The sequence below is a fragment of the Methylobacter tundripaludum genome (genome assembly GCF_002934365.1).
Taxonomy (GTDB): Bacteria; Pseudomonadota; Gammaproteobacteria; order Methylococcales; family Methylomonadaceae; genus Methylobacter_A; species Methylobacter_A tundripaludum_A.
This window is the reverse complement of sequence record NZ_PTIY01000020.1, coordinates 18,416-39,244: the sequence shown is the minus strand read 5'-3', so window position 1 is coordinate 39,244 and position 20,829 is coordinate 18,416. Positions and strand designations below refer to the sequence as shown.

The 20,829-nt window shown below is 49.4% G+C and carries 16 protein-coding genes; 6 read left to right on the top strand and 10 right to left on the bottom strand.

From position 1 onward, the window contains the following. Positions 1 to 157: 157 nt before the first annotated feature. Together tyrS and B0F88_RS19810 are read right to left on the bottom strand one after the other, a co-directional pair. On the bottom strand, positions 158 to 1,354 hold the full coding sequence (tyrS, locus tag B0F88_RS17360) for a tyrosine--tRNA ligase (protein WP_104425210.1): 1,197 nt from the start codon (positions 1,352 to 1,354) through the stop codon (positions 158 to 160). Between the two features lie 291 nt (positions 1,355 to 1,645). Continuing rightward, the gene (locus B0F88_RS19810) at positions 1,646 to 1,951 is read right to left on the bottom strand and encodes a hypothetical protein (protein ID WP_258076715.1); all 306 of its coding nucleotides are present in this window, start codon (positions 1,949 to 1,951) and stop codon (positions 1,646 to 1,648) included. On the opposite strand from B0F88_RS19810, the gene B0F88_RS17355 reads away from it, so the two are divergent. Together B0F88_RS17355 and B0F88_RS17350 are read left to right on the top strand one after the other, a co-directional pair. Continuing rightward, positions 1,941 to 2,993, top strand: a complete 1,053-nt coding sequence (locus B0F88_RS17355) for a M23 family metallopeptidase (protein ID WP_258076714.1) — start codon at positions 1,941 to 1,943, stop codon at positions 2,991 to 2,993. The genes B0F88_RS19810 and B0F88_RS17355 overlap by 11 nt on opposite strands. An 8-nt stretch (positions 2,994 to 3,001) precedes the next feature. Beyond that, positions 3,002 to 4,138, top strand: coding sequence for an anhydro-N-acetylmuramic acid kinase (locus B0F88_RS17350; RefSeq protein WP_104425208.1), 1,137 nt, complete (start codon positions 3,002 to 3,004; stop codon positions 4,136 to 4,138). 22 nt (positions 4,139 to 4,160) lie between these two features. Here B0F88_RS17350 and erpA read toward each other — a convergent pair whose 3' ends face one another. The 8 genes from erpA to B0F88_RS17310 form a co-directional block, all read right to left on the bottom strand. Next, positions 4,161 to 4,493, bottom strand: a complete 333-nt coding sequence (erpA, locus tag B0F88_RS17345; protein WP_104425207.1) for an iron-sulfur cluster insertion protein ErpA — start codon at positions 4,491 to 4,493, stop codon at positions 4,161 to 4,163. 66 nt (positions 4,494 to 4,559) lie between these two features. Further along, a complete protein-coding gene (gene argC / locus B0F88_RS17340) occupies positions 4,560 to 5,591 on the bottom strand; it encodes an N-acetyl-gamma-glutamyl-phosphate reductase (RefSeq protein ID WP_104425206.1) in 1,032 nt (343 codons plus the stop codon). Between the two features lie 409 nt (positions 5,592 to 6,000). After that, positions 6,001 to 7,347, bottom strand: a complete 1,347-nt coding sequence (locus B0F88_RS17335) for a glycoside hydrolase family 30 protein (protein WP_104425205.1) — start codon at positions 7,345 to 7,347, stop codon at positions 6,001 to 6,003. Between the two features lie 4 nt (positions 7,348 to 7,351). Then, the gene (truC, locus tag B0F88_RS17330; protein WP_104425204.1) at positions 7,352 to 8,158 is read right to left on the bottom strand and encodes a tRNA pseudouridine(65) synthase TruC; all 807 of its coding nucleotides are present in this window, start codon (positions 8,156 to 8,158) and stop codon (positions 7,352 to 7,354) included. Positions 8,159 to 8,237: 79 nt separating this feature from the next. Continuing rightward, entirely contained in the window at positions 8,238 to 9,251 is a 1,014-nt protein-coding gene (locus B0F88_RS17325) for a dihydroorotate dehydrogenase-like protein (RefSeq protein ID WP_104425203.1), read from the bottom strand. Further along, entirely contained in the window at positions 9,244 to 12,882 is a 3,639-nt protein-coding gene (gene nifJ / locus B0F88_RS17320) for a pyruvate:ferredoxin (flavodoxin) oxidoreductase (protein ID WP_104425202.1), read from the bottom strand. The genes B0F88_RS17325 and nifJ overlap by 8 nt, the downstream gene beginning before the upstream one ends. A gap of 308 nt (positions 12,883 to 13,190) precedes the next feature. Then, positions 13,191 to 13,544 (bottom strand): outer membrane protein assembly factor BamE domain-containing protein, encoded by a 354-nt coding sequence (gene bamE / locus B0F88_RS17315; protein WP_104425201.1) that lies wholly within the window; start codon positions 13,542 to 13,544, stop codon positions 13,191 to 13,193. A 43-nt stretch (positions 13,545 to 13,587) separates the two neighbouring features. Beyond that, complete coding sequence (locus B0F88_RS17310; protein WP_104425200.1) at positions 13,588 to 16,113, bottom strand: EAL domain-containing protein; 2,526 nt, start codon at positions 16,111 to 16,113, stop codon at positions 13,588 to 13,590. A gap of 256 nt (positions 16,114 to 16,369) precedes the next feature. On the opposite strand from B0F88_RS17310, the gene cysD reads away from it, so the two are divergent. Genes cysD through cysN form a run of 4 tightly spaced genes read left to right on the top strand, consistent with a single transcriptional unit; the run spans position 16,370 to position 20,569 of the window. After that, positions 16,370 to 17,278 carry a sulfate adenylyltransferase subunit CysD gene (gene cysD, locus B0F88_RS17305; protein WP_104425212.1) on the top strand — a complete coding sequence of 303 codons (909 nt, stop codon included), beginning with the start codon at positions 16,370 to 16,372 and terminating at the stop codon, positions 17,276 to 17,278. Positions 17,279 to 17,298: 20 nt separating this feature from the next. Beyond that, on the top strand, positions 17,299 to 18,381 hold the full coding sequence (locus B0F88_RS17300) for an ATP-binding protein (protein ID WP_104425199.1): 1,083 nt from the start codon (positions 17,299 to 17,301) through the stop codon (positions 18,379 to 18,381). Further along, positions 18,378 to 18,917: a hypothetical protein gene (locus tag B0F88_RS17295; protein WP_104425198.1), complete on the top strand. Its 540-nt coding sequence runs from the start codon at positions 18,378 to 18,380 to the stop codon at positions 18,915 to 18,917. The genes B0F88_RS17300 and B0F88_RS17295 overlap by 4 nt, the downstream gene beginning before the upstream one ends. Before the next feature lie 26 nt (positions 18,918 to 18,943). After that, positions 18,944 to 20,569 (top strand): sulfate adenylyltransferase subunit CysN, encoded by a 1,626-nt coding sequence (cysN, locus tag B0F88_RS17290; RefSeq protein ID WP_104425197.1) that lies wholly within the window; start codon positions 18,944 to 18,946, stop codon positions 20,567 to 20,569. The last annotated feature ends 260 nt before the right edge of the window (positions 20,570 to 20,829 follow it).

Genomic DNA, 20,829 nt, shown 5'->3' with positions numbered 1-20,829 from the left:
GCTTACTGATAAGCCCGTAAGAAGCCGGCCATTATAACCTACTCACTTAACTTGTCAACGTCCTTGCTGGCTTTATTTCCTACCAAGCATCCTGCTCGCCCTTCCAAAGGCTTCATACCCGGAAGAGCTGCGTATTATACAACTCCAGCCAATATGGTCAAGAAGTTATTTTCACTCTCGCAAACTTTCTCTTGCCTACCTGATAAACATGGTGAGAACCAACTGAAATCTCCAGCTTTTGATCAGAAACTTTTTCTCCGTCAATCTTTACCGCACCCTGCTTTATCATGCGATTAGCCTCGGATGTACTTTCCGTTAATCCAGCATCTTTCAATATATTTGCTATTCCGTAACCTGCACCCTCAATCTTTAATTCAAGTTCTTCCATTTCATCAGGCATCGCACCACGCTGAAATCTGGCCTCAAAGTTTTCCAGCGCTTTGACAGCAGCCGACGCATCATGGAATCTTTCTATAATTTCCTGAGCCAACTTAACTTTATAGTTTCTCGGATTTGCACCTTGCCTGCACTCTTCCGCCCATGACTTTATTTCAGTCATAGGCCGAAAACTCAGCAATTCAAAGTAACGCCACATCAACTCATCCGATATGGACATTAATTTACCGAACATATCATCAGCAGAATCGGCTATACCTACATAATTATTGAGCGACTTGGACATTTTTTGCACGCCATCCAACCCCTCCAAAATCGGCATCGTCATAACGATTTGAGGCTTTTGCCCAAAGGCTTCCTGCAATTGCCGCCCAACCAACAAGTTAAACTTCTGGTCCGTACCGCCCAATTCTACATCCGCCTTCATCGCCACCGAATCATAGCCTTGGATTAAAGGATACAGAAATTCATGTATCGCAATAGACTGACCACCTTTAAAGCGCTTGCTGAAATCGTCCCGCTCCAGCATTCTAGCTACGGTGTGTTTTGCAGCCAATTGAATCAAATCAGCCGATGACATAGCATTCATCCAGCTTGAATTAAACATTACCAACGTTTTTGTCGGGTCCAGGATTTTGAATATTTGCTCTTCATAAGTTTTAGCATTGTCGATGACCTCGTCGCGAGTCAACGGTTTGCGCGTCACATTTTTTCCCGTTGGATCACCGATCATCCCGGTAAAATCACCGATCAGGAACAGCACTTCGTGACCAAGATCTTGAAATTGCTTTAATTTATTAATCAGAACGGTATGTCCTAAATGCAAATCAGGAGCAGTCGGATCAAATCCCGCCTTAATCCGAAGAGGTCTTCCCTCTTCCAATTTTTTAATTAATTCTTGTTTGATTAAAACCTCATCACTCCCTCTAAGAAGTTGCTCCAATACGTCCTCTTGCAATGTCTTTCTCCAAAATATCTACAAATAATTCATTATAGAATTAATCATCCACTCCGATGAATAAAAACTTTTACATGCTCTAAAATTGGTAAAAACTTTCAAAACCACTTAAAATAAAACTATAATTTCATTAAATTATTTCTAATTTAAGTAAATTTCAATTATTTAGCATAGCCTAGTGAAAAATAGAATCTATACCTCATTGCTCTTTGGAATTAGCGTAGCCTTTTCAGTAAGCGGCCACACACAACCCAAGCACACAGCAGCTAAAACCAGTTCTGCAACTACCCATCATTCGACACACACAAAATCCGTTAATAATAAAAGCCCGACGACAGATAAATCGAAAACCAGCAACAAAAAGACACCTACCTCATCAAAGCCAGCCGACAACAAAAAAAACACTATCGCCGCAACCAAACTAACCGCACAAAAAAAATCGACTACTACGCCTAAATCCGGCAAAAAACAAACCACCGTATCTAACGAATTAAAAAATAACAAACGATTAGCTGGATCGCCCAAGTCAAACAAAAAAAACCACTCCGTTGCCGCTTTTGAAGAAAGCACCAGAAAACATACCGTTATTTCAGCCAAATCTATCGAGTCTACATCTACAAAACCAAACAACTACCAAAAAACACAAAAAAATATTCTTCTTGATTTAAGTCTGGATAATTCCGGGTCAAATCAAATTATACATACAACCGATGACAAAACATTCCGTCCTGTCTTAATCAACCGGCCGCAAACAACTAAAATCAACACTGCTCACGTATCGATAGAAACCTCTTTATTTCTGGATGGGCTTGAAGCCGGCTTGTCGAAAGATCTTATTCTGCAACTTACCGATATTTTTGCATGGGACATTGATTTTGCTAACAACCTGCGCCCCGGCGATCAGTTCACGGTTGTTTATGGAAAGAAAATGATTGATGGCAAAGAAATCGATAGCGACGAGATTATTGCTGCGGAGTTTATTAACCAAGGATCGTCACACGTAGCGGTCAGATATATAAACGAATCCGGCATTGCCAGCTATTACACGCCTGACGGACAATCCATGCAAAGGGCTTTTTTAACCACGCCTGTCGACTTTATAAAAATCAGCTCCCCTTTCGACATGCACCGCAAACATCCGATACTTAACAGAATTCGCGCCCATAAAGGCATCGACTATGCGGCCAGAACCGGAACGCCTGTAAAGACAACCGGGGATGGCACCGTTACTTTTAGCGGTCGCAAAGGTGCGTATGGACAAGTCGTGATTATTCAACACAACGATCGCTATGAAACGCTTTATGCACACATGTCCGGCTTTAAAAAAGGCCTACAGGTCGGCGATCATGTTAAGCAAGGCGATGTTATCGGTTATGTAGGCCAAACGGGCCTGGCTACCGGCCCTCACTTGCATTATGAATTCCATGTCGATGGAATTTACCGTGATCCCGAGACGGTCAAAATCCCGCATTCAATGCCCATAAGTAATGCATTGCTGGATGACTTCAAGTCTCAAACGCAACCGTTCTTTGCTCAACTTAATCAGGTTAAGTCCCAAAGTTTGCTTGCAAAAACCCAGTCGGCTATTGCTCCCGGGATTGCCCAACCTCCAGCCGTCCAACCGTCCCGTTTCGATTAGCACGAACGATGCCCGAACTTTATATCGGACTGATGTCAGGAACCAGCCTGGATGGCATTGACGCTGCCCTTGTTGATTTTCAAGACAATGAAACCCATCTTGTCGAGTTTGAATACCTGCCCTACTCCGACGAAATTCAAAGCACAATCCAGAAGATCAGCAAACCTGAGTCGCTAATCTCGCTTAAAGAATATGGAGCAATGGACGCGCAACTCGGCCGCTTATTCGCAAAAGCGGTTAACGCCTTGCTTGCTAAAGCCGCTATCCCAACCTCATCGGTCAAGGCCATCGGCAGTCATGGACAAACCATCTATCATGCACCTGATATTCGATTCCCTTTTTCCCTGCAAATCGGCGATCCCAACATCATTGCCGAAACAACCGGCATTACCACCGTGGCTGATTTCAGACGCAGAGATATTGCCGCAAAAGGCCAAGGCGCACCCCTGGTTCCGGCTTTTCATCAAGCCGTATTCCAGCACCCGAACGAACATCGCTGCATCGTCAATATTGGCGGCATTGCCAATATCACCGTGTTGCCTAGAAATCAGTCCGCGGAAGTGATCGGCTTTGATACCGGCCCCGGCAACACCTTGATGGATCTATGGATCAAGCTGCACCGGAACCTGCCGTATGACAAAAACGGCGCATGGGGCAAAACCGGAAAAATCGACCATGACTTGGTGACGCTATTAAAACAGGACGCTTATTTCAACGCCGCCCCGCCCAAAAGCACCGGCAAGGAGTATTTTTCGCTTCCCTGGATTTATCAGTATTTTGACGCATTCAGCTATAAAGCCGAGGACGTACAGGCCAGTCTGTGTTTTTTAACGGCAATAACGATTTGCGACGCGGTCAAAAAACATGCACCGGCTACTGAACGCATATTGATTTGCGGCGGCGGCATTCATAATGATTACCTGCTGGAACTCATCCAGCAGAACATTGACTGCCCTGTTGAATCGGCAGAGCGTTACGGAATTCATCCCGATCATGTCGAGGCCGTGGCTTTCGCGTGGTTAGCCAGACAAACCATGAACAATCTGCCGGGCAATCTCAAAGAAGTAACAGGAGCGCTTGACTCCGTCATTCTTGGGGGGATTTATCAGGTAAACAAAAAGGGCGGCAGTCCTGTCGCCCGGTGAGGGGAGAAACTATAAGATGTAATTACGCTGAAAAAGAAGACCCGCATCCACAGGTAGTGGTTGCGTTAGGATTACGAATAACAAACTGGGCTCCCGACAAATCTTCTTTATAGTCAATTTCAGCACCGGTTAAATACTGGATGCTCATCGCGTCAATCAACACCGTGACACCGCCGTTCTCAACGCAAGTATCGTCTTCATTGACTTCTTCATCGAAAGTAAAGCCGTATTGAAAGCCTGAACAGCCGCCGCCTGAAACATAAACCCTCAGCTTCAGATTATCATTGCCTTCCTCAGCGATTAATTCGCCGACCTTGGAAGCAGCACTGTCAGTAAAAACTATCGGATTAGACATATACACACACTATAAAAAAATGGAATTAAAATAAATTATGACTATACCCAGCTTTTTAGTCAAGAATTATGGATAAAGCGCAATCACCTTTAACCCTGAGTCTTCCTTTAACCCGAATATCAGATTCATATTCTGCACCGCCTGCCCTGCTGCCCCCTTGACCAGGTTATCAATCACCGACAGCACCACGATGGTTTGACCACCCTGAGGCTGATGAATCGAAATCTGGCAGTTATTGCTGCCCCGGACATTCCGGGTATCGGGATGCGAACCTTGCGGCAATACATCGACAAACAGCTCATCCGCATATCTTTTTTCATACAAAGCCTGCACATCGTCCAGATTACCATGCGCCTGGGCATATAACGTAGCGTGTATCCCACGAATCATCGGCGTCAGATGCGGCACAAAGGTCAATCCGACCGGTTTGCCGGCCACCAATTCAAGCCCCTGGGCGATTTCGGGCAAATGCCGGTGGCCGCCGACTGCATAAGCTTTAAAACTTTCGCCGGTTTCACTCATCAACGTCGCCAACTCAGCCTTACGCCCCGCCCCGCTGACGCCGGATTTAACATCGGCAATCAAATGATTAACATCGATCAAATCGTTTTCAAGCAACGGCAAAAATCCCAACTGCGTGGCTGTGGGATAGCAGCCCGGACAGGCAATCAAATCAGCCTTTTTAATCGCATCGCGATTCACTTCCGGCAAACCGTAAACCGCATCGGCGATTAAATCGGGGCAGGCATGCTCCATGCCGTACCACTTACCCCACTCCTTTGCGTCTTTCAACCTGAAATCGGCGGACAGGTCGATCACCTTAACCCCGCGCGCGAGCAATTGCTCCGCCATCAGCATCGCCGTACCGTTCGGCGTCGCAAAAAACACCACATCGCATTCGGCCAGGGTTTCAACTTCAGGCAGGCTAAATACGACATCGATAACACCGCGCAAGCTGGGATAAAGCGCATCCACCCTAAGCCCCGCATCGGCACGCGAAGTGACGACCGCCACCTCAACATCCGAATGCAACGCCAAAATCCGCAATAGCTCAATGCCGGTGTACCCGGTCCCCCCCACAATACCTGCACGAATCATTTGTCTTATCCTACCCACACGCTGTTTATGAAAAATAACTGGGACATATGATAACCGCAACTCAGCTTATTGACGATGTTGTGACTATGCCACTTGCCTGCCCTTTGGAATTGACACCGGTATTTTAAAACCGGTAAAGCGCATGACAGGTTATCGTTTATTCCGCCCTGAGCGCTAACAGCTCAGGTGGAGCATCCTCAACAACGGCAATAGAGGCCGCTCCTTCCGACCAAAACACCGGCTGAAGTCTATAAAACGGCTAGATTGTGGATAACTTTAACGGTACGGCTAAAACATCAGATCTCGTGCCGCAAACCTGGGACAGCGCCATTCAGCTGGAGTGTGAACAGGGCTCTATCTTAAATTAAGGTATTTTTTGTCTGGTCAATGGGGTCCACTTTACCGTTTTTTAAAAAATAAAAGTCTTGATTCCACGAGCTGGTATTGAGGTTTTAGTCTGTAACCCCTGGCTTTTTAGCACGAAGTCAATTGCCTGCCCGGTGCGGTTCAATACCACTACGGCGACGCTCCCATCACTATTCAGAAATGCGCTTGCTTCAAGGCTATCCAAAGTTTTGGCGCAGGCCACCCGGCGAGCCCCCGGGCGGATGAAACGGGAGAAATGACCGATGTAGTAATAAGAGCTTTGGTAGCGTATTTCTCCGGCTTGGGTGTCGGCAATAATGGGCGCGCTACAGAAATTGCCGACATGGTTGGGGCCGCCCGTTTCATCCAGAACCATGTTCCAGTCCACCCATGCCTCTGTCCAACGGTTAAGATCGTTTATCATCGAATGGGCGTAACGCTCTCCGGTATCCCACGAACCGAGATGCGGCCCGTTTTCCTGGCAGCCCTCAGTGAAAATAAGGTGTTTGTCGGGATAGGCGTCATGGGTCAGTTGGACATTGTCGAAGTGATCGCCGCAATACCAATGAAAACCGACGCCCCAGACATAATGGGCGGCCTTGGGATCGTCCAGCACGGCCTTGGCTCGTTCAAACAGCCGGTCTCGATTGTGATCCCAGACTATCACGTTAACATTGCCAAGCCCTGCATCGTGCAGGGTTGGACCAAGGCAATCCCTGACAAAATCCCGCTCCTCTTCGCCGGTGTAAATACAGGAGTCCCAGGTTTGCGTGGCTTCCGGCTCGTTTTGCACCGTCAGCCCCCAAATCGGTATGCCCTCGTGCCCGTATTCCTGAATGTAACGAACATAGTAATCCGCCCAGGTTTGGCGATATTCCGGCTTAAGCTTGCCACCGTTATTCATCATCCCGTTGGTTTTCATCCAGGCCGGAGGGCTCCAGGGTGAAGCGAACAGTTTTAACTTGCCGCCGGATAAATCGATAGCCTCGCGGATCATCGGAATCAGGGCTTGACGGTCATGCTCGATGCTGAAATGCTTAAGTTCTACATCGCCGTCCACTTCGGTATAGGCGTAATTTCCCAGCGAGAAATCGCAGCTATTGATGTGGGTTCGGCATAAGCTATAGGCATTGCCGGTGTCCGGGGAGAAATAAGCCTCTAAAATTTCTTGCCGCAAGTCGGGCGGCATTTTGTCCAAGGTTACCGCGGCCGCTTCGGTGAAAGCGCCTCCGAAACCCTGAATTTCTTGAAACTTAACGCTAGTGTCTATGAACACCGAAGAGCCGGAAAAATCCGTGGCAGCTTCGAACGCTATCGGTTCCAATTCCGACAACCGGTACGCAGTGTCATGAGCGGTACAAAATTGCCTTACCGAACGCTGTTTTGTCATTTTGCTAACTCCATTTGTTGAGTGTTGCTAAAAAAGATAAGGGGATCGCGGAATATGCGCTGTCTACATTCCAGTTAAGTTCCGTAACAATTCGGCTGAAACAAGCATCCAACGGCGCTTGAATTTCCAGCCGTTGTCTTGTGACAGGATGCGGAAAATTGAGCTGGGTCGAGGCAAGCAACAGTTGCCGGCAATTTAATTGCTGCCGGAAAAAATCGTTGTGCTTGCCGTCCCCATGCGTGGTGTCGCCGATAATCGGATGAAAAATATGCTTTAAATGCCTACGCAGTTGATGTTTACGGCCCGTTTTCGGCGAAAGCTGCAATAACGAATAACGGCTGGTCGAGTAACGTCCCACCGCAAACGGCAGTTCCACCGTGGCAAGACGTCGATAATGGGTAATTGCGGCTTGGGCGGCTTTATCCTGTCGTGCCAGACGGTCGGTCATTTTATCCAGTTGCTCCTGTAACGGATAATCGATAATCGCCCGCTCGGCAGTGTAACCGCGCACTACGGCCAGATAGGTTTTTTCCACGCTATCGGACATAAAGATTATCATCATTTCCCGGGCAATCTCTGGGTTTAACGCAAACACCAATACACCGGCGGTGGGTTTGTCCAAACGATGTAGCGGAAATACTCTTTGTCCCAGCTGGTCGCGTAGCAATTGCACCGCAAAACGCGTTTCATGGCGGTCTATATCCGACCTATGCACCAATAATCCTGCCGGCTTGTTGATTGCCACCAGAAATTCGTCTTGGTATAAAATAGGCAAGTCCGAGTCAAGCTCCGACCTTGGCGGGTTTGGCATTATTTCAACCGTGTTCAAAATGGCTCCACTTTTCCTCGTTCCCACGCGCTGCGTGGAAACGAGAATCGAGCAACAAAAACTACCTCAACACTCCCGCCGGGCTGGAGTAACTATCCAACACCTGCACATAATTAGCGCGTTCATAAGCGCTGGGATCGATGGCGTGTTGTTGGCTGACGCTGCCTTTTAATTGGTTGACCGACTCGTATTCATGCTCACCCAGCCACTGCTCCATTTCAGCCAGGATTTCGCTTAAACGGCCCGTGCCGTGCTTTAGCAATACGCTGCAAAGATGCACCACATCGGCTCCGGCCAACAACGCTTTCAGCACATCCGGCGCTTGGTGAAAACCTCCGGTTACCGCCAAGGACAACTTGGTCCGGCCATACAGCAACGCGGTCCAACGTATCCTCAACAAGGCTTCCGCCGACGATGACAACTCCAGTTTCGGCAGCACGTCCAGCGTTTCCAGGTCTATGTCGGGCTGGTAAAAACGGTTGAACAAGGCTATGCCGTCGGCTCCGGCGGCCTCCAGGCGTTTGGCGAAATGAATCGGCGAGCTGAACTGGGAAGACAGCTTCATGACGATCGGTACGCTGACCTGCCCTTTCAATTCCCGCAATATGTCCAGGTAACGGTTTTCGACCGTCTCGCCGCTTTCCTCGGCATTGGCGGCCAGATGATAGATATTAAGCTCCAGTGCATCGGCGCCCGCCTGCTGCAATTGCTTGCCGTACTCGACCCAGCCGCCCAATGACGTGCCGTTCAAACTGGCGATGACCGGAATCGCCAGCGCAGACTTGAGCTGTTGCAGATGCTCCAGATACTGTTCCTGATAGGTCTGAATGTTATCCGGCACCGGATGAAACGAATCCGCTTCGCCATGCCCGATTGCCTGCTGATAAAAGAATCGCTCCATTTGCTGCGCTTCGGCTTCGATTTTTTCCTCGAACAGCGAATACATCACCAGAGCCGATGCGCCTGCATCTTCCAGCCTGCGCGCACTGTCCAGATCCTTACTCAACGGCGACGCCGACGGCACCAGCGGGTTAGCCAGTTTCAAGCCTAAGTATTCAGTCGTTAAATCAACCATTGTCGGTCTCCTTGGCGCTTTCGCTCTTGAGTTGGGCTTTCACCGCCGAGACGCTGGTCGATTCGTTCCACGCCAGCTCAGACAGTTGTTTGTAATAATGGTAACGGTTTTTAACGTCCTGCTGCGCCTGTTCCAGAAAACGCTCGGCATCTTCAGGATGGGTTTGCCACAACATGCTGAAACGGGTTTCGGTTTTGACGAAATCGCGGTAGGGGATCGACGGTTCAGGCGAATCCAGGTGCATCGGATTTTTGCCCTGTTTTATTTTGCCGGGATCGAATCGGAACAACGGCCAATGCCCGCTTTTCACGGCCAGACTTTGCTGCCGGTGATTGTTGGACATATCCACGCCGTGCGCGATACACGGCGCGTAAGCGATAATGATCGACGGGCCGTCGTGGGCTTCCGCCTCCAAAAACGCATTCAGCGTTTGCGTATCTTTACCGGCGTAAGCGACATGGGCGACATAGACGTTGCTGTAATCCATCGCCAGCAACGCCAAATCTTTTTTCGCCGTGGCTTTACCGCCTGCGGAAAATTTCGCCACCGCGCCTAACGGCGTCGATTTGGAGGTTTGCCCGCCGGTGTTGGAATAAACTTCTGTATCCAGCACCAGGATGTTGACATTGCGCCCGCTGGCCAGGACATGGTCGAGACCGCCGTAACCGATGTCGTAAGCCCAGCCGTCGCCGCCGATAATCCAGACGCTTTTCTTGCACAGGCTGTCGGCTAACGGGAGCAGTGTTTGTGCGGCCTGACTGGTCAGGGACTGCAAGTGTCTTTTCAGTGCGGCAACCCGCTCGCGCTGCTCGTAAATCCCGGCTTCATCGGACTGGTCGGCATTCAGTATCGCGTCGACCAATTCGCCGCTCAATTGCCCGCGCAGCGACGCCAACAACTCACTGGCGTATTGGTTTTGCTTGTCGAGCGCGATCCGCATCCCTAAGCCGAATTCGGCATTGTCCTCGAATAAGGAATTGCTCCATGCAGGGCCGCGGCCTTCGGCGTTTTTGGTCCAGGGCGTGGTCGGCAGGTTGCCGCCGTAAATCGACGAACAGCCGGTCGCATTGGCAACCACCATGCGGTCGCCGAACAATTGCGAGGCCAGTTTGATGTACGGCGTTTCTCCGCAACCCACGCAAGCGCCGGAAAACTCGAACAAGGGCTGCAATACCATCGAGCCCTTGATGGTGTTGGTTTTTAAAAGCTTGCGATCGTATTCGGGGATAGCCAAAAAGAAATCCCAATTGTCGCGCTCGGTTTCGCGTAGCGGCGGTTGCGGCGCCATATTGAGGGCTTTGCGGCTGGCGTTGGATTTATCCCGGATCGGGCAAATGTCGACGCACAATGTACAACCGGTACAATCTTCCGGCGCGACCTGATAGCTGATTTCCAAACCGGCAGGAAAATCCTTGCCCAGCATCGGCGCATGTTTGAAGGTAGACGGCGCGTTGGCTACAGCATCAGTCGGGAAAATTTTGCTGCGGATGACCGAATGCGGACAAACCATCACGCATTTGCCGCATTGGGTGCATAAATCGGTTTCCCAGACCGGGATTTCCAGCGCCAGATTGCGTTTTTCGTAAGCCGCCGTGCCGGTCGGAAAGGTGCCGTCAACCGGCATCGCGCTGACCGGCAACGCATCGCCCCTGCCGGCAATGATTTCGCCCGTGATCCGTTTGACAAAATCGGGCGCGGCGTCGTTGATCCTGGATTGAATGTCGAATTGGCTGCTGACCGCTGTCGGCAACGTAACCGAATGCAGACTTGCCAGCGTTTCGTCGATGGCCTTGAAATTCAGTTCGACGATATGCCGGCCTTTTTTGCCGTAGGTTTTTTCGACCGCGTGTTTAATATCGGCTATTGCCTGTTCCTGCGGCAACACGCCGGATATGGCGAAAAAGCAGGTCTGCATGATGGTGTTGATGCGCTTGCCCATGCCGCTTTTTTCGGCGACCGCATAGCCGTCGATCACATAAAAGCGGATATTTTTGGCTATCATTTGCTGCTGCATTTTGGCGGGGAGCGACGCCCAAACCCGCTCGGCCGGTTCCGGCGAGTTCAGCAAAAATACCGCGTTGTCCGCCGCATTGGCAAGCATGTCGTAACGCTCCAGAAAGATCGTCTGATGACAGCCGATAAAACCGGCGTCGTTTTCGCCGATCAGGTAAGTCGAGCGTATCGGCTTGGGACCGAAGCGCAAATGCGAGACGGTAATCGCGCCGGATTTTTTCGAGTCGTAAACGAAATAGCCCTGGGCGTGTAAATCGGTCGCTTCGCCGATAATCTTGATCGTGTTTTTATTGGCGCTGACCGTGCCGTCGCTACCCAGGCCGTAAAACATGGCCTGGAAGGTGTCGGCGTGGGCGTCGGTGCGGTAAGCCGCATCCCAATCCAGGCTGGTGTGGGTGACATCGTCGTGAATGCCGATGGTGAAATTATTTTTCGGTTGATCCTGTTTCAATTCGTCATAAATCGCCTTGATCATGCCGGGCGTGAATTCCTTGGACGACAGACCGTAACGGCCGCCGACCACTTTCGGCATTGACGAAAATTTAGCCGAACCGCCGGTAAAATCCTGAGCCAGCGCGCCGAGCACGTCTTTATATAAAGGCTCGCCGTCCGCGCCCGGCTCTTTGGTGCGGTCCAACACCGCGATTTTGCGGCAACTCGAAGGCAATGCCGCCAGCAAGCTGACCGCATCGAAGGGCCGGTACAAGCGCACTTTCAGCAAGCCGACCGATTCGCCCTGGCGGTTAAGATAATCGAGCGTTTCCGCGACCGCCTCCGCGCCCGATCCCATCATCACGATGACGCGCTCGGCCTCCGGCGAACCCACGTATTCAAACAGGCGGTAACTGCGGCCGGTCAATTTGGCGAATCTATCCATCGCACCCTGCACGATGCCGGGCATCGCCTGGTAATAGGCGTTGACCGATTCCCTGGCCTGAAAATACACATCGGGATTCTGGGCCGTGCCGCGCAGCACAGGGCTATCCGGCGTCAAAGCCCGGCTTCGGTGCGCACTCACCCACTCGTCGTTAATCATGGCCCGCATGACGCCGTCGTCCAGCAGAGTAATCTTGGCCACTTCATGCGAGGTCCTGAAGCCGTCGAAAAAATGCATCAGCGGGATACGGCCTTCCAGCGCGGCGGCATGGGCGATCAGCGCAAAGTCCATGACTTCCTGCGGCGAATTGGAACACAGCATGCCGAAACCGGTCATCCGCGCCGACATCACATCGCTATGGTCGCCGAAAATCGACAAGCCTTGGCAAGCCAGCGAACGGGCGGCGATATGGAACACCGTCGGCGTCAGTTCACCGGCAATTTTGTACATATTGGGCAGCATCAGCAGCAGGCCTTGGGAAGCGGTAAACGTCGTCGCCATCGACCCGGCCTGCAACGCGCCGTGGATGGCTCCGGCGGCGCCCGCCTCGCTTTGCATTTCGGTGACTTGCGGCACCGTTCCCCATAAATTGACCTGTCCGCGGGACGACCATTCGTCGGCCCATTCGCCCATATTGGACGACGGCGTTATCGGATAAATCGCGATGACTTCGTTGAGTTTATGGGCTACCGTAGCGGCAGCCTGGTTTCCATCGATGGTAAGCGTTTGCTGATTTTGCATTAGACATCCCCTGTGATGAACAAAAGAAGCGTAACCGCCCGCCCCGCAGAATAGCCTTAAAGACTCGGAATTACGCATTGTCGGGCAGTATAGAATAGGAAGATCGAAACGGCCATAGCCCGGAAGCGATAGCGATGCGGAACGCGGCACGGATAAGCCAACGCTACGATTGTATGTGACGGACAAACCCTATAAAAAGCCGCCGCAGTCAGTCCACGAAAGACGCGAAAGAAAAACATAAAACTTCGCACCCTTCGCGGAAAGTAAGAAAGGTTAAAATACTTTTAACTTAGCCTCTAATCTTTAGCTCACTTTGAGCGCTTTGAGCTATTGAATACAAAAGACGCAACGACGCCGCGTTTATCAAACTTAATCACCAAGTCCTCGCTACTGCCGTCGCCGAACAACGTGTAAAAGTAGCTGCCGTATGTCCATGTTTTCAAGCCGTTATCAAGCCCGGTTCTCCAGGGATTCCCAAATGTCGTGTAAATGTCATTCTGGGTGGTCTCCCCTATCTTTATCGATGAAACCTGCCCCGTCGGAAACTCATGGCCGACCGTGGCGCATCCTGAAGCCGACAGAAACATCGCCATAGCCAGACCGCCCAAAATTTTTCTCAGCAACCCGGAAATATGTACTGAATCTAAACAATCAATTTTCATTGTTAACCTGCCATCTATTAAAAAATATCGTGCCGTTTAAAAATTAGTGCTCCGCCTTTTTCAACCACTGTTCAAAAAACTGGTCGTCAGGCAAGGGTTTACTGAAATAATAGCCCTGAAAACAGGGACATCCATTTTCTTTTAAAAACTCCAATTCCATTTCCGATTCGACGCCTTCCGCCACAACGCCAAGGTTCATGTGTTGGGCTATCGCAATAATGGTGCCGACAAAAACGGCATCGTCTTCATTTTTAGTAATATCCTCGACAAAGGATTTATCGATTTTCAACTGATCCACCGGCAAATGCTTCAGATAACTCAATGACGAGTATCCGGTGCCGAAATCGTCTATCGAAAAGGTATAACCCAGTTTTTTCAGCTGCTTGATTTTTTCAATCGCGGCATCAACATCATTCATCAATAAGCCTTCGGTAAACTCCAGCATGATTCTTGACGGGCTGATCCGGTATTGCTGAACAAGCCTGGCGAGTATATCGATCAAATCGTCATGATAGAACTGCCTTGGGCTGATATTGATCGCCAAATGGGGTAAATGCTTCTGTTGCTTGTCCCACTGCCTGAGATGGATAAATGACTGTTCAAGCACCCAGGTGCCGACCGCTTGAATCAATCCGCATTCTTCCGCGATAGGAATAAACTTGTCGGGCGGAATAAAGCCTTTTTGCGGATGCTTCCAACGAATAAGCGCCTCGGCCCCGACCAGATTGCCGTGATAATCGACTTGCGGCTGGTAATACAAAGACAGCTGGTTTTCATCCAAAGCCTGACGCAACTCTTTTTCAATCAGCATTCTTTCCATAACAGCTTCCTGCATGCTGTGCTGAAAGAACTGCAACATATTACGGCCGCTTTCTTTAGCCCGGTACATCGCGGTTCCGGCCTGTTTAAGCAAATCGTCAGTCGTACCGGAGTTCTCGGAAAACATCGCAATGCCGATACTGGAAGAAATATACAGCTTGTGGTTCATGACCGAATAAACCTGGCCAACAGTCTGTTGCAGTTCTTGGGCGATGTGCCGGGCTTCATTGCATGCCGGCTCCATTTGTTCGCTAAGTTCGGTCAACACAACAACAAATTCATCGCTGCTGATACGGGCGACCGTATCGCAATCCCTGACACCGAGCTTTAATCGATAGGCGACGTCCATAAGAACTCTGTCCCCGGCCGAATGCCCTAAGGTTTCATTGATATTCTTGAAATGATCGAGATCAATAAAAAGCAATGCGCCGTTCTTGCCCGATCTTCCGGTAATCGCCAGCTCATGCGCCAAGCGGTCATTCAATAAACGCCGGTTAGGCAATTCGGTTAAAGGATCGTAATAAGCCAGTCGTTTAATTTCTTCCTCATCGCTTTTTAACTGGCTAATATCGCTGAAGATAGCGGCGTAATTGCTGATTTCATTGGTGTCATCATCGCGGATTTCGGTAATGGTCAGCAGTTCCGGGTAAATCTCGCCGTTTTTGCGCCGGTTCCAGATTTCACCTTGCCAGAAACCGTACTTGTTGATTTTCCCCCACATCACATCATAAAACTTTTTATCATGCCGTCCCGAACTGATAATGGCGGGCGTTTTACCGATAACCTCTTCTTCCGTGTAACCGGTAATCCGGGTGAAACCGGCGTTACATGATTGAATGGCCACATATTTATCGGTGGTGATAACGCCTTCCTGGGTGTTATCAATAATCTTTTTCGCCAAGCCCAGGCTCTTTAACGAATCCTTTAACAAGGCATCCCTGTGCGCCAGGGATTCTTTAAGCTCTTCGACATAAGTGCTGCGAAACCCCGCTAATATGTCACTCAAATTGATAATGCCGATTAAGTTATCTTTATTATCGGTCACGCCGAGGTGGCGAAAGCCATTTTTGAGCATAATTTTCTTGGCGTAATAAAGGCTTTCATGCTCATTAACGGTAACAAGATGCTCGCTTGCATAATCCGCGACAACCGGATTCAGGCTTAAAGAAGCCAGCGCCTTGACCACATCGCGCTCAGTGAGGATGCCGATTGATTCATCGGGAAATTCAACGCCTATTGCATCTGAATGCGAAGATTGCATAAGCCTGCTCGCCTGCGCCATGCTCTGCGTCGATCTGATGACCGGCGGATTCGGTTTTAATACGCTGCCTGCGGTTTTTAAAACCAGGAAAAACTCAAAGTTATGCTTCTTGATTACATCGGTTTGAGAAATGATGCCTTTCTGCCTGCCGTAATCGTCGGTGACGACATAATGCCGCACGCCGTCTTTTTTAAATTTAAGCGAAACTTCTTCCAGACTCGCATTTTCATTAACGCTGAGAACAGGACTGCTCATGCCTTCGGATACCGGCGTTGATCGGGCGTCGGGAGAAGAGAAATCAAACTTCAATACGTCGCGCTCCGTCCAGATGCCAATGATTTCATCGTCCACCACGATCAAGATAGCGCTGCAATTTCGCTCCACCATTTTGACGGCTGCGCTATGCATCGTCTCACTGGGCAAGCAAGTCAACAAGGACGTCTGGGTAATATCCTTTATCGAAATGGCATTAAAATCAAAAGTGCGCATGTATCCTCTGTTTGTATAAGCATCAGCTGATAAATAATATCATCAAGGTACTATTAACTAAAATTTAGCCTCACCAAATCGCGGGATGACACCAGCCGAATAAATGCGTTAGCTCTTTTCAAGCGCCCCATGCGCCTGGAAATCTCAATAAATCCCAAGCAAATCTGGCATTAAAAGCCCGTTCAAATTAAAATAGCCGTCTTCTTTGAGCGCATTCAACAAACATAGCGCGTCCTCCAAACCTGACGGACTTTTGATGACAGATTATAAACTGACCCACCTTAAACAGCTGGAAGCTGAAAGCATTCACATTATTCGCGAAGTCGCAGCCGAGTTTGAACGTCCGGTGATGTTGTATTCGGTCGGCAAAGACTCCGCGGTAATGCTGCATTTGACCATGAAAGCCTTTTATCCGGGCAAGCCGCCGTTCCCGCTGCTGCATGTGGATACCACCTGGAAGTTTAAGGAAATGATCGAGTTTCGCGACCAGATGGTCAAAAAGCTGGGGCTTGATCTGCTGGTTCACATCAATCCCGAAGGCATAGAACAAGGCATCGGGCCTTTCACCCACGGCAGCAAAAAACACACCGACGTGATGAAAACCGACGGCCTCAAGCAAGCGCTGGACAAATACCAGTTCGATGCGGCTTTCGGCGGCGCGCGGCGCGACGAGGAGAAATCGCGCGCCAAGGAACGGGTGTATTCGTTCCGCGACAAGAATCATCGCTGGGACCCCAAAAACCAGCGCCCCGAATTGTGGAACATCTACAACGGCAAAATCGACAAAGGCGAAAGCATCCGGGTATTCCCGCTGTCCAATTGGACGGAGCTGGACATCTGGCAATACATCCACCTGGAAAACATTCCGATCGTACCGCTGTATTTCGCCAAGGAACGCCCGGTCGTTGACCGCGACGGCATGTTGATCATGGTTGACGATGAGCGCATGCCGATCGGCCCTGACGAGAAAGTCGAGATGAAAATGGTGCGTTTCCGCACCTTGGGCTGTTATCCGTTGACCGGCGCAGTCGAATCGACCGCCACGACGCTACCGGAAATTATCCAGGAAATGCTGTTGACCACCACCTCTGAACGCCAGGGACGGTTGATAGACCACGACCAGTCCGGGTCGATGGAACAAAAAAAGCGCGAAGGTTACTTTTAAAACTCCCACCGAGAACGCAGATGATTAATAGCGTCCAGCTAAAAAACTTCGGCCCACTCACCGAGCTAGATTGGCAAAACCTTGGCCCGATCAATTTGGTGATCGGCAATAATGGCTGTGGCAAATCGTTTTTATTGAAGGCCATGTATAGCGCTGTGAGGACATTGGAAAGCTATAAGCGTGGAAATAACCCAATTAGTGCCGCCGATATTCTATTTGAGAAATTATTTTGGACGTTTCAACCTGAAAAACTTGGTGATCTTGTTGCCAAATCTTGCGATGCTGCGTTGTCATTTAATTTGGCTATCGATAACAAATGCTTTAACTATAGTTTTGGCAAAGATACTATTAAATCGATAACCACACTTGAAAATCGAGCCTCCACAAGAAATAGTGATTCTATTTATTTGCCAGCTAAGGAAGTATTATCGCTACACCATATTATTTTAGACTCCAGGGATCGTTATCAGATTTTTGGCTTTGATGACACGTATTTTGATTTGGCAAAAGCTTTACAAAAGCCTTTGCCGCATCGCTTTGCAGTCGACACGCGAGAACTGCTTTCTGGCGATCCGGATATTGATTTATCAACAAAGGCTTATAGGGCCAATTCAAAATCTTTTAAGCATGCTCGAAAACTTCTCGAAGATATGCTAGAAGGAAAAATAGAATATGATAAAAATCAAAGCCGTTGGTTTTTTAAGAAAGGAAAGCAACGCTTTGATATTGGGGTGACTGCCGAAGGTGTTAAAAAAATCTCGATTCTCGATATTTTGCTCGGCAATGGTTATTTAGATGGTAATTCAATTGTCTTTATCGACGAGCCTGAATCGGCACTTCATCCCGAGGCTATTTCAAAGTTTTTAGATATTATTGCTTTATTAGCACAGTGCGGCATTCAGTTTTTTATAGCAAGTCATTCTTATTTTGTTATTAAAAAACTATTCCTGATTGCCCAGGAGCAAAAGTTATCCATTCCGGTGCTTTCAAAAGATGGCGATACTTGGCAACAACATGATTTACTGGATGAAATGCCTGATAACGCCATTATTGACGAGTCGATTCGACTTTACGAAGAAGAAGTGGATTTGGCCTTTAAATGATCACCGACTCCAAAGATAACTTTGAACGGATGTTTGGCCCGTATCCTGACGGACATTGTTTTGAAATTGAACGTAGCGCAATTCTCAAAAAAATTAACGACAAAGCAAAACAAGGTGAAGGCGTAAAGATCGCGGAGTTTTTACTGCTTAGAGCAGCAAACGGCAAAGCAAGCATTTCAATAATTGAAGCTAAATCTAGTGCCCCACAAAGCGCTGACGAATATATTAATGACGTACAAGAAAAACTTAGCAACAGCCTATCATTATTTATCGCCATTTATTTGCAACGACACAGCAAGAATAATTCGGAATTATCCGATTTTTTCAAACAAACTGAACTATCAAATGTGAGCTTTATTTTGATATTAGCTATTCAAAACTGTGAAAGATCATGGTTGCCGCCTTTGCAAGACAAGCTTAGAAATGCCCTCAAAAAAACAGCTCGCATATGGAACATAGATCTCAATTCCGTTATTGTCCTGAATGAAGCGGGTGCCAAAAAGCATGGGTTGATTGCATCAACCACTACCCAATAAATCTAATATTTATTTTTAGGAAAACCATGTCCCACCAATCCGATTTAATCAGTACCGATATTGATGCCTATTTGGCGCAACATGAACGCAAGGAATTATTGCGCTTTTTAACCTGCGGCAATGTCGACGACGGCAAAAGCACGCTGATCGGCCGCTTGCTGCACGACTCCAAAATGATCTATGAAGACCAGCTGGCCGCAGTTCAGGCCGACAGCGTCAAATCAGGCACCACCGGCGCGGGCAAAATAGACCTGGCGTTGCTGGTAGACGGCTTGCAAGCGGAACGCGAGCAGGGCATCACCATTGACGTGGCCTACCGTTATTTTTCCACCGCCACGCGTAAATTCATTATTGCCGACACCCCTGGGCACGAACAATACACCCGCAACATGGCGACCGGCGCATCAACCTGCGATTTGGCGATTATCCTGATCGACGCCCGCTACGGCGTGCAAACTCAGACCAAACGGCACAGTTTTATCGCTTCTCTATTGGGCATTCACCACATCATCGTCGCGGTCAACAAGATGGATCTGGTCGATTACAACGAAGCTACTTTTAATAAAATCAGGCAGGATTATCTGGATTTCACCCGGTCGCTGGCTTTACAGGACATCACCTTTATCCCGATGTCGGCGCTGGACGGCGATAACGTGGTTAATCCTAGCGCACACATGCCCTGGTTTACCGGCCTGCCGCTGATGGACGCGCTGAACAGCATCGAAATCGCCAATGACCGCAATTTCAGCGACGCCCGCTTCCCGGTTCAGTTCGTCAACCGCCCCAACCTCGATTTTCGCGGCTTTTGCGGCACGGTCGCTTCCGGTATTTTCAAAAAAGGCGACAAGATCACCGCCCTGCCCTCCGGCAAAAGCAGCAAAATCAAGTCTATCGTGACCTATGACGGCGAGCTGGGACAGGCTTTCCCGCCGATGGCCGTCACCTTGACGCTGGAAGACGAGATCGACATCAGCCGCGGCGATACGATAGTCGGCACCGAAAAAACACCGGCAACCGTCGCCGACAAGTTCAAAGCCACCATCGTCTGGATGGCTGAAAATACGCTGACGCCGGGCAAGCAATACATCATCAAGCTGGCGACGCGCAGCGTACCGGGTTCTGTCGCGATGATTCATCATAGAATCGACGTCAACACCCTGGAGCACCATGACGCGAGCGAATTGCACTTGAATGAGATCGGGTCTTGCACGGTTTCAGTGACCGCGCCGGTGGTTTTCGATCCTTACCAAAGTCATAAAGGCACCGGCTCGTTCATCATCATCGACCGCCTGACCAACGGCACGGTCGGCGCGGGTATGATTACCGGCGGCACCGGTGAGGAAAGTTTGCATCCTGTCAGCCCCGAAGAGCGCGCCGCGCGTTTTAGCCAAACGGCTACGGCGGTTGTACTGACCGGCAAAGCCGGTAAGGAAATCGCCTATCAGCTGGAGCGGAAACTATTCGACAACGGCCATGCGGCAACCGTTTTAGAAACTGAAAATGCATCGGTGGTAGACGCAGTCAAAAACGCCGGATTGATTTGCTTATGCGTCAATTACAACGCTAACCTGGCGGCTATCAGCTTTGATGCCGATAGCCAAGCGATTGATGACATTTACAACGCATTGAAAGAGCAAAAAATCATCCACTAGATTCAGAACGGCAGGGAGCCTAAGCTTCCGCTCCCTGCTCACGCTCCTCACCTGCATCCCTGTAGGCGAAGCTTCCGCTCCCCCGGCAATTTATTCTCACCTCCTCTCACGCTCTTTATCTACGCCCTGTAGGCAACTGCCGAAAGCCCCTTAATTTCCTAATCTCCTCTTTTTATCGAGAAAATCAGTTCCGACATTGCGCCAAGATGAGGTAAGATGAAAAATTCTTCGATTCGACACGACACGCCTGAAAACCGCAA